The organism is Caballeronia sp. AZ1_KS37 (assembly GCF_023631165.1).
Lineage (GTDB): Bacteria > Pseudomonadota > Gammaproteobacteria > Burkholderiales > Burkholderiaceae > Caballeronia > Caballeronia zhejiangensis.
In genome coordinates this window covers 1-10,824 of sequence record NZ_JALQDP010000035.1, presented here as the reverse complement: position 1 = coordinate 10,824, position 10,824 = coordinate 1, and the positions used below count along the sequence as shown (strand labels likewise).

Below are 10,824 nucleotides of genomic sequence, written 5' to 3'. Positions count from 1 at the left end.
CAGGAGACTCGATGAAGCTCAGATTCGCCACTGCCGCAGGGCTCGTGCTGGCCGCCGGCGGCGCGCATGCGCAATCCACCGTGACGCTCTATGGCGTGCTCGACGCCGGCCTCATGTATCAGAGCACGTCGGCGGCGAGCTTCGCGCGCAACGCGCGGGACACGGGGAAGGTGTATCGCTTCAAGGACGGCGGCATCTATTCGAGCGTCTGGGGCCTGAAGGCCAGCGAAGATCTCGGCGGCGGCTACTTCATCAACGTGAAGCTGCAAGGCTCGTTCGATTCGGGCACCGGCAAGACCGGCCTCTCCGATACGCCCGGCGCCACCGCGATGTTCAATCAATACGCGACGATCGGCGTGTCCGGCCCGTTCGGCACCTTCAACGCGGGCCGCCAGATCGTGCCGATGATCTGGGCGATGTACGACACCGACGTGCGCCGCGCGCAGTATTTCGGCAGCGTGCTGACCGCATGGCTCGGCATGAACACGGCGGCCGGCTGGCCCGGCACGAGCACCAACGGCTCGATCGGCGCGCTCTACGACAGCAACGCGCTCGTGTATCAGTCGCCGACGTATGCGGGTTTGTCGGCATCGCTCGAATATGCTCCCGGCGGCGTGGCGGGACAGTTTCAGGGCGGCACGCGCGAATCGGCGGTGCTGAAGTACTCGAACTTCGGCTTGACGCTGACGGCTGTCTACTACAACGGCCACGACGCGAATCCCGCGCCCGGCTCCGTGCCCACCGGACTCAACAACAATCGCATGATGTATTTCGGCGGCCTGTACACGACGCACGGCTTCTCGATCTCGATGTCCTACGCGAACGGCAAGAACCCCGCCGATTCGGATCGCGCGAACTTCGACATGTACTCGGGCGGTCTTGGCTATCGCTTCGCGCCCAATCTCAACGTGACGACCGGCGTCTACTACATCAAGGACAAGAACCAGTCGTCGAATCACTCACTGGAATTCGCGATCGGCGCGGAATACAACCTGTCGAAGCGCACGCTCGCGTATGCCGAAGTCGGCCACGTCGACAACAACGGCACGATGAACCAGATGATCGCCTACGGCCAGCCGACCGCGCCGGGCAAGTCGACGACCGCGGCCATGCTCGGCCTGCGCCACAACTTCTGAATATTTGGAGACAAGGATGCAAGACACGTATTTCGACCCGCACGCCGCGCCCGACGCGTATTCGTACCCGTTGCTCATCAAGCAGTTGCTGCACACGCCGCTCGCGAATTCGCCGGATCAGGAGATCGTCTATCGCGGCGCGGTGCGGCAGTCGTATCGCACGATGACGGAGCGCGTCGCGCGCCTCGCGAATGCCCTCGACGCGCTCGGCGCGAAGCATGGCAGCACCGTCGCGATGATGGACTGGGACAGCCATCGCTATCTCGAATGCTATTTCGCCGTGCCGATGATGGGCGCGGTCCTGCAATCGGTGAACGTGCGGCTTTCGCAGGACGAGATTCTGTACACGCTCAATCATGCGGGCGCGGACATGCTGATCGTGCATACCGATTTCCTGCCGGTGATCGACGCGATCAGAACGCGCCTCGAAACCGTGCGTACTTTCATCTGGATCGATGAGCAAGGCGTCGCGGTTCCGGAGCACGGCATCGGGTTCGCGCGTGAATACGAAGCGATGCTCGCCGCCGCCGATCCCGTGCGCGAGTTTCCCGATTTCGACGAGAACACGCGCGCCACGACGTTCTACACGACCGGCACGACCGGCAAGCCCAAGGGCGTGTACTTTTCGCATCGCCAGCTCGTGCTGCATACGATTGCCGGAATGGCCGCGCTCGCGAGCCCGGCGAGCGGCCAGCGCTTTCATCGCGGCGATGTCTACATGCCGCTCACGCCGATGTTCCATGTGCACGCGTGGGGCATGCCCTACATCGCGACGATGCTCGGCGTGAAACAGGTGTACCCCGGCCGCTATGTGCCGCAGAACATCATGCGCCTGATCGAGGAAGAAGGCGTGACGTTCTCGCATTGCGTCGGCACGATCCTGCATATGCTTCTGACATGCCCGGATGCCGAAGCCGTCGATTTGCGCCGATGGAAGGTCGTGATCGGCGGCGGCGCGCTGACCGAAGGACTCGCGCGCGCGGCGCTCGGACGCGGCATCGACGTGTTCTCGGGATACGGCATGTCGGAGAGCGGTCCGCTGCTGAGTCTCGCGCAATTGCCCCCGCACGCGGACACGCTCGACGCCGACGAGCAAGTGCGCCTGCGTTGCACGACGGGCCGCGCGATTCCACTCGTCGACTTGCGCATCGTCGACGACGAACTGCGCGAAGCGCCGCGCGATGGCCGCACGTGCGGCGAGATCGTCGCGCGCGCGCCGTGGCTCACGCAAGGCTATCTGAAGAATCACGAGGCATCCGCGACGTTGTGGGAAGGCGGCGCGCTGCATACGCAGGACATCGGCAACGTCGATGCCGACGGCTATCTGCGCATCACCGATCGCGCGAAGGACGTCATCAAGTCGGGCGGGGAATGGGTGTCGTCGCTCGAAGTCGAAAGCCTGATCTCGCAGTTGCCGGGCGTGGCCGAGGTCGCGGTGATCGGCGTGCCCGATGCGAAGTGGGGCGAACGCCCGCTCGCGCTCGTCGTGCAGAAGCCGGATTGCGCGGCGCCGATCACGGAGGAAATGATCACGCGATATCTGCGCGGCATCGCCGAAACCGGACGCATCTCGCGCTATGCGGTGCCGCGCGACGTGCGCTTCATCGACGCGATCAGCAAGACGAGCGTCGGCAAGATCGACAAGAAGACGCTCCGGGCGCGCTTCGCCGACATTCAGGCGGCGGGCGTCTGACAGGCGAGCCAGGCGTCGACGGCGCTGCCTATCGTCGGATGAAAGCACGCATCGGGAAAGATCGGCGTCAGTTCGAAGCGCCTGAGCTTGTCGCGAACCGGGTCTTTCATCTCGGCGAAATGCAGCGCGATGCCGCGTTCCTGCAACGCGCGATGCAGTTCGCGCAGCATGTCGGCGGACGTGACATCGACGCTCGTGACCGGCTCGGCCGTCACGACGACGCGTTTGACTTGCGTCGGCGCCTGCTTCACCGCTTCGAGCACGCGCTGCTGGAACAGCTCGGCGTTCGCGAAGAAAAGCGGCGCGTCCCAGCGGAACAGCAGCAGGCCCGGAACCTGTTCCGCTTGCGGGTATCGCATCGTGTCGTGATAACCGCGCAGTCCTTCCACGCGCCCGAGCACGGCGTAATGCGGCCGCCATCCATCCCAAAGGAATTCGATGACCGCGATCACCACGGCGATGCAGATGCCGGGAATCGCACCGAACACCGCCACGCCGGCGAAGCAGCAGATCGACAGCCAGAACTCCCATTGCTGAATGCGATAGATGCGCTTCAGATCCCTGAACTCGAATAGTCCGATGGCCGCGGCAATCACGACGGCCGCGAGCGCGCTGCTCGGCAGATGACGCAGCAGATTCGGCCCGGCGAGCAGCACGGCCGCCACCGCCACCGCGCCGACGATGCCCGTCACCTGCGTGCGCGCGCCCGCCGCTTCCGCGACAGGCGTGCGCGACGAACTGCTGCTGACCGGGAAGCTCTGAAACAGACCGGTCGCGAGATTGGCGACGCCTAGCGCGATCATCTCCTGATTCGGATCGACGCGCGTATTGGCGCGCGCCGCGAAGGTGCGCGACAGCACGCTGGTATCGGCGAAAGCGATGAGCGCGACCGCGCAGCCGCCGAGCACGATGCGCACGAAATCGGCATCGCTCAGCCACGGCAGCGAGAACGCGGGCAGTCCTTGCGGGATGGTCCCGAGCACTTTCACGCCGCGCTGGTCGAGATGGAACACGCTCACGCATAGCGTCGCGAGCACGACGGCGATGAGAATGCCCGGCACCTTTTCGAAGCGCTTGAGCAGGAGAATGAGCGCGAGGCTCGCCGCGCCGACGGCGAAGCTGTACCAGTTCGACTGGCCAGCGGCGATGCCTTTGGCGAGAGTCGCGAGATCGCGCAACGGCCCGTGATCTTCGATGGATATCGCAAAGAGCTTCGGCAACTGGCTGATCAGCACGGTCAGCGCGATGCCGTTCATATAGCCGTAGCGAATCGGCTTCGAGAGCAACTCGGTGACGAAGCCGAGCTTGAGCAGGCCGAAAACGACGCACACCAAACCGGAGACGATCGCCATCATGCCCGCGACGGCGATCGCGCGCGACGGATCGCCGGATGCGCTCAGCACGACGACCGCGAGCACGGGCGCGGCGAGCGCGGAATCGGGGCCGAGCACGAGAATGCGGCTCGGGCCGAAGATCGCGTAGGCGAGTAGCGGGACGATCGTCGCATAGAGGCCGCACACGCCCGGCACGCCCGACGCCTGCGCATATGCGACGCCGACGGGCACGAGCATCGTCGTCAGCACGAGTCCGGCGATGATGTCGTTCTTCAGCCACCCCACGCGATAGTCGCGCAGCAACGCGATCAACGGCACATGACGCGACCAGCCTTGTACGCCGCCGCCGCTCGACCCTTCTTGTAACGTTTGTTCGGATGGCATGACCGCTTCCACGCAACGTGTGCACTGATTCCGTTGTAGCCGGAATCCGAATGGGGTCAAGCGGATGAAACGATCCGACAGAAATATTGAAACGCTTAACACCCGCGGATGCGACGCGCGCCCGAGCCGTCCACTTGTAATCCGCGACGCCTCACATATCCTTGCTCAGTGTGACGAAGCGAAGCGGGAGACGACCATGAGCGATGTTCCTGCAGTCGCGCACGATCACGCGGGCTATCGCACGCGGACCGGCTCGCGCTTCCCGCTCGGCGCGACGGTCATGCCGGGCGGCGTCAACTTCTGCGCGTTCTGCCGGCGCGCGACGCGCGTCGAACTATTGCTGTACGCATCGGAAGAGAGCGTCGAACCGTTTCAGGTCATCGCGCTCACGAGCGAAACGAACCGCACGTATTTCTTCTGGCATGTGTTCGTCGAAGATCTGCCGCTGCGTTGCTGCTATACGTGGCGCGCATACGGCCCGCTCGACGTGCCCCAGATGAGCGACGAAGCCGCGAGCCGGAAGGAACTGCTCGATCCGCAAGCGCGCGGCGTGAGCGACCGCTTCTACGATCGCGCGCAGGCCGCCGCTGTGCACGCCGCCGAACACGCGTCGCTCAGAGGCATCGTGACGGAGCCGTTGAATCGGCCCGTCGACGACGTGGACATCCGCACGCTCGACGACGCGATCATCTACGAACTGCATGTCGGCGGCTTCACGCGGCATGCGTCGAGCGGCGTGCGTCATCCGGGCACGTTCGCAGGTCTCATCGAAAAGATTCCCTATCTGAAGGCGCTCGGCGTCACGCATGTCGAACTGCTTCCCGTGATGGCCTTCGACGAACAGGACCTTCCCGCCTTCGCCGCCGAGCGCGGACTTCGCAACTATTGGGGCTACAGCACATATGGCTTCTATAGCCCGCATCCGCGCTATTGCGTCGAGCCCGCGCGGGCGCCGCAGGAATTTCGCGAACTCGTCGACGCATTGCACGCGGCGGACATTCGCGTGCTGCTCGATGTCGTGTTCAATCACACGTCGGAGGCGGGCAACAACGGCCCGCTGATCCACTTCAAGGTCTTCGCCAACGACGCCTTCTATCAGTCCGACCCGAACGATTCGCGGCGATACCTCGATTACACGGGCTGCGGCAATACGGTCAATTGCAATCATCCGCTGGTGTCGGCGTTCATCATGCGTTGCCTCGAATACTGGGTGCGCGAACTCGGCGTCGACGGCTTCCGCTTCGATCTCGCGAGCGTCTTTGCTCGCGGCGAGCACGGCGAATTGCTGCGCACGCCGCCGTTACCCTGGGCGATGGAAGCATCGCCGATCCTCGCGCGCGTGCCGTTGATCGCCGAAGCCTGGGATGCGGGCGGTCTTTATCACGTCGGCACGTTCCCCGGCATGGACTGGTCCGAGTGGAACGGGCGTTATCGCGACGCGATCCGGCGCTTCGTGCGCGGCGAGCCGGGCATCGTCGGCGAAGTGTGCACGCGCATCGCGGGCAGCGCGGACCTCTACGAGGACGATGGCCGGCTGCCCGCGAACAGCATCAACTTCGTGACGTGCCATGACGGCTTTACGCTCGCCGATCTCGTCAGCTACGACGCGAAGCACAACGAGGCGAACGGCGAGGACAATCGCGACGGCAGCAACGACAATCTGTCGTGGAATTGCGGCGCGGAAGGCGAGACGGACGATCCCGCGATCATCCAACTGCGGCTTCGGCAGGCGCGCAACTTCATCGCGATCCTGCTGCTGAGCCAAGGTGTGCCGATGCTTCTCGCCGGCGACGAGCTCCTGCGCAGCCAGCGCGGCAACAACAACGCGTTCTGTCAGGACAACGCGCTTTCGTGGATGGACTGGCAACTTTCCGACGACGCGCGCGACATGTTGCGTTTCACGCGCGAGATGATCGCGCTGCGCAAGCGTCACGCGAGCCTGCGCCGCCGACGCTTTCTGACGGGACGTCCGGCGAACGGACAAACGCATCCCGATGTCGCATGGCACGGCGAACGTCTCGATGCGCCCGCGTGGCACGACCCCGGCGCGCGCTTCGTGGCGTTCACGCTCGCGGGCCACGCGCCGGGCGAGCCGATGCTGCACATCGTCCTCAACATGAACGACGATGCGCGCGAGGCCGCGCTGCCGGCGGTGGACAATTCGAGCTGGCTGCGCGTCGTCGATACATCTGCCGAATCGCCGAACGACATTGTTCCGAATGTCGAAACGGCGCTCGTCGAGCGCGGTGCGTGCCGCGTCGAGGCGCGCAGCGTCGTCGTGCTTCAGTCCCGTTGAATACGCACGGCGGTGCTGGACTGTGCGACGCAAAGCGCCTTTAATGTTCGTGTACTGCCGAGTTGCTTTGTCCACCCACAGGAGGCGGCATGGATGCAGTCAGAACCTTCCTCGAGAATCAGTCGTTGTTCGCGCTTTTTCTGACGATCGCGCTGGGCTATCTGATCGGTGAAATCAACATCAAAGGCGTGGCCCTCGGCTCCGGCGCGGTGCTGTTCGTCGGGCTCGCGATCGGCGCATTCGCGCCGAAGTCCGCACCGCCGCCGTTGCTCGGCACGCTGGGGCTGCTGCTGTTTTTATACGGCATCGGCATTCAGTACGGCGCGCAGTTCTTTCGCGGACTGACGAGCCGCGAGGGCATGAAGGCGAACATCGCCGCGTGCGTCGGCGTGATCGTCGCGGGCCTCGTGGCGTGCGGCTTCATCCACTTCGGCATCAAGCTCGCCGATGCGCTCGGCATGTTCGCCGGCAGCGGAACCAGCACGGCGAGCCTGCAGGTCGCGATCGCATCGATGAAAAGCAACGATGCGGCCGTCGCCTACAGCATTTCCTATCCGTTCGGCGTCGCCGGGCCGATCCTGCTCATCTATCTGCTCAACGTTGCGCTGAAGGTAAAGATTCAGAAGCCGCCCGCGAAGATACTCGAAACGGCCGAAATCGCGCTGCGAAACGCGGGCCTCATCGGCCTCAGGTTGTCGGAGCTGTCGAGCCGGCTGCCCTCGGGCGTGGCGATCGCGGCGGTGCGGCGCGCGCATCACAATCAGTTGCCCGCCGCCGACCTCACGCTGCGCGCTGACGACGTGCTGCTCGCCACGAGCACCGATCGCCGTCTGCTCGAAGAAGCCGCCGCGCTCTGCGGCGAAATGCAGCCGGGCCGCATGACGAGCCATCGCGAGGACCTCGACTACATGCGCGTGTTCGCGTCGAATCCGGCGGTCGTCGGCATGGCGCTCGGCGACATCCGCTTTCCCGATGGCGTGAACTGCGCCATTGCGCACGTGCGGCGCGGCGACGCGGACATGCTCTCGACGCCCGATCTCATCCTCGAAGCGGGCGATCGCGTCGGGCTGCTCGTCAATCGCGCGCATCAGGCGACCATGCGGACGTTCTTCGGCGATTCGATCAAGGGCACGGCGGACCTGAGCTTCATCTGCCTCGGCATCGGCGCGGCGCTGGGCTTGCTGGCCGGCGCGATTCCGCTGCCGATTCCCGGCCTCGGCGCGTTCAGTCTGGGTCTCGCCGCGCTGCTCCTGGTCGCGCTGTGTCTCGGCAAGGCGCGCCGCAACGGGCCGTTCGTCTGGGTGATGCCGCTGTCCGCGAATCTCGTCTTGCGCAATCTCGGCCTCACGATTTTTCTCGCGCAAGTGGGCATTTCGTGCGGGCCGAAGTTCGTCGACACCGTTGGCACCGCCGGGCCGATTCTGCTCGTCTTCAGCATCATCACGGTATTCGTGCTCGTGGCGGTCACGGCGATATGCTGCCTGTGGATTTTCAGGCTGCCGTTCGACACGTCGATCGGCGTGATCTGCGGCGCGACCGGCAATCCGGCGATCCTCGCGTTCGCGAACCGCGTCGCGCCGACGGATCAGCCGGACATCATGTACGCGATGATTTTTCCGTCGATGACCATCGTCAAGGTGTTATTCGTGCAGATCGCCATATCGCTGGCCGCGGGTTAGGCTCTTGACCGACCCGTCAATACAATTTTCAAGGAGTGCATCATGGAAGTGGCGATCTATAGTTCGACCCCTTACGAGCGTCAGTACATCGACCAGGCGAACAAGAAGGAAAACCACAAGCTCCGGTACCACGACATGTCGCTCGACATGGACACCGTCGAGCTCGCGGCGGGCTACGGCGCGGTCTGCATCTTCGTCAACGATACGGCGAATGCCGAAGTGCTCGAAGCGCTGCACAAAGGCGGCACGCGTCTCGTGGCGCTGCGCTGCACCGGCTTCAACAACGTCGATCTCGCGGCCGCCGCGAAGCTCGGCATCAAGGTGGTTCGCGTCGTCAACTATTCGCCGAACTCGGTCGCGGAGCACGCGGTCGCGCTCTTGCTCGCGATCAATCGCAAAGTGCATCGCGCATACAACCGCACGCGCGATTCGAACTTCTCGCTCGACGGCCTCATCGGTTTCGATCTGTACGGCAAAACCGTCGCGGTCGTGGGAACGGGCAAGATCGGCTGCGTGTTCGCGAAGATCATGCAGGGCTTCGGCTGCAACGTGATCGGCTACGATCCGTATCCGTCGAAACAGTTCGAGGCGCTCGGGTTGCGTTACGCGACGTCCGGCGAGATCGGCGAGAAGGCGGACATCGTCGCGCTCTTTTGCCCGCTGACGCCAGAGACGCATCACATCATCAACGCGGAATCGCTCAAGCGTTCGAAGCACGGCGCGTTGCTCGTCAATACGAGCCGCGGCGGACTGATCGACACCGAAGCGGTGATCGAAGCGCTGAAGACGGGACAACTGGGCGGCCTCGCAATCGACGTCTACGAACAGGAAGCCGATCTCTTCTTCCGCGATCTCTCGAGCGAAATCATCACCGACGACGTTTTCCAGCGGCTCGTGTCGTTTCCGAATGTGATCGTGACGGGGCATCAGGCTTATCTGACGCGCGAAGCGTTGACGACGATCTGCGAAACCACGCTGCAGAGCATCACGGCTTTCGAGAACAATCAACCCCTGGAAAACGAGGTGAAGGTCGGATAGCCGCGCGCTCATGCACGAGGAGACTTCGCCGGGCAAACGCACGCGAGCGCCGGTGCTCGACACCGTCGATCGCGTGTCGGAGCTGTGCTTCGGCCTCTTCATGGCGCTGACGTTTGTCGGCACGGTATCGGCGGCGACGGGCGGCGAGGCGGCGGGACACAAGATGCTCTACACGGCGCTCGGCTGCAATCTCGCGTGGGGTCTCGCCGATGCCGTCATGTATCTCGTTCGCACGATCGCGGACCGCGCGCGCAGGCACGCGCTCGCGCTTGCGATCCAGCGCGAGCGCGACGCGGCGGCGGGCGTGCGCATGTTGCGCGAGAGAGTATCCGCGACGCTCGATCCGTTCATCTCCGACGACGATCTCGAATCCATCCGCAAGCGCATCGCCGCGAGCGACAGCCTGCCGGAACGCGCGCGCTTCGTGCGCGACGATTTTCTCGCGGCGCTGGGCATCTTCATCATCATCGTACTGTCGACCTTTCCGGTCGCCGCGCCTTTTGTTCTCGTCAAGCACGTTCCGACCGCGCTCTTCATATCGCGCGTGCTCACGCTCGCGATGCTGTTTTGCTGCGGCTTCGCGCTGGGCGGTTATGCGGGTTGGCGCGGCTGGAAAGCCGGTCTCGCGATGATGGCGCTCGGCGTGCTTCTGACGATGGCGATCATCGCTTTAGGCGGGTAATTAAAAGCCCGAGTCGTTCGACAAATCAGCGAACAAACACCTATGCGGCGATTCTTGAATTCGCCAGGACGTTCGCATATCTTCGAATATGCATGTTTTTCGCGGCGCTGCGTCCGGCGCGCATCAAGCTACAAACGGCAACACGAGAATACAAATTTGCTGTTCTGGTCAGAGGTTCTTCACGCGTTCGCTTCCTGAATCCGGTGTGGTCTGTATTGCAGACTATCGCGTGCAATCCGGCGCAAGCGGCGCGATGACTTTCATTGTCAATAACGACGGCGTCGTGTATCAAAAGAATCTTGAATCGCCAACTCTGGAAATCAGGCAAGGAGTCGCCATGAATGCAACGAGATTGCGTGCCGGCTGCGCCATCGTGATCGCCGTGATGGCGCTCGACGCCATTGCGCAGAGCAAGCCGATCGCTTATCCGGCCAAGGGACAGAGCGCGCAGAAGCAGCAAAGCGACGACGGCGCGTGCTACAGCTGGGCGAAGAGCAACACGGGCATCGACCCGGCGACGGCATCGGCGGCGCCGCCACCGCAAGGCGGACCGGCTGTGGGCGGCGGCGAGCGCGTCGGCGG

Annotated in this window: 7 protein-coding genes and 2 pseudogenes; 8 read left to right on the top strand and 1 reads right to left on the bottom strand. The window is 63.9% G+C overall.

What is annotated here, in order from left to right:
- Nucleotides 1-11: 11 nt before the first annotated feature.
- Nucleotides 12-1,136: a porin gene (locus NCS00_RS23155; RefSeq protein WP_175981191.1), complete on the top strand. Its 1,125-nt coding sequence runs from the start codon at nt 12-14 to the stop codon at nt 1,134-1,136.
- A 16-nt stretch (nt 1,137-1,152) separates the two neighbouring features.
- Entirely contained in the window at nt 1,153-2,829 is a 1,677-nt protein-coding gene (locus NCS00_RS23150) for a fatty acid--CoA ligase (protein ID WP_250441084.1), read from the top strand.
- On the opposite strand, the gene NCS00_RS23145 is transcribed toward NCS00_RS23150, so the two are convergent.
- Nucleotides 2,811-4,547: a SulP family inorganic anion transporter gene (locus NCS00_RS23145; RefSeq protein WP_250441083.1), complete on the bottom strand. Its 1,737-nt coding sequence runs from the start codon at nt 4,545-4,547 to the stop codon at nt 2,811-2,813. The genes NCS00_RS23150 and NCS00_RS23145 overlap by 19 nt on opposite strands.
- Nucleotides 4,548-4,743: 196 nt before the next feature.
- On the opposite strand from NCS00_RS23145, the gene glgX reads away from it, so the two are divergent.
- The 6 genes and pseudogenes from glgX to NCS00_RS23120 all read left to right on the top strand — a co-directional run.
- Nucleotides 4,744-6,843, top strand: coding sequence for a glycogen debranching protein GlgX (glgX, locus tag NCS00_RS23140; RefSeq protein ID WP_250441082.1), 2,100 nt, complete (start codon nt 4,744-4,746; stop codon nt 6,841-6,843).
- Nucleotides 6,844-6,932: 89 nt separating this feature from the next.
- Complete coding sequence (locus NCS00_RS23135) at nt 6,933-8,522, top strand: aspartate-alanine antiporter-like transporter (protein WP_175981183.1); 1,590 nt, start codon at nt 6,933-6,935, stop codon at nt 8,520-8,522.
- 42 nt (nt 8,523-8,564) lie between these two features.
- Nucleotides 8,565-9,560, top strand: a complete 996-nt coding sequence (locus NCS00_RS23130; RefSeq protein WP_008348512.1) for a 2-hydroxyacid dehydrogenase — start codon at nt 8,565-8,567, stop codon at nt 9,558-9,560.
- 10 nt (nt 9,561-9,570) lie between these two features.
- Nucleotides 9,571-10,242 (top strand): VIT1/CCC1 transporter family protein, encoded by a 672-nt coding sequence (locus tag NCS00_RS23125; RefSeq protein WP_008348510.1) that lies wholly within the window; start codon nt 9,571-9,573, stop codon nt 10,240-10,242.
- Nucleotides 10,243-10,330: 88 nt separating this feature from the next.
- Nucleotides 10,331-10,558, top strand: a pseudogene (locus NCS00_RS33525) (DUF2950 family protein); the annotation flags it as partial.
- A gap of 21 nt (nt 10,559-10,579) precedes the next feature.
- A pseudogene (locus NCS00_RS23120) lies at nt 10,580-10,824 on the top strand (hypothetical protein); the annotation flags it as partial.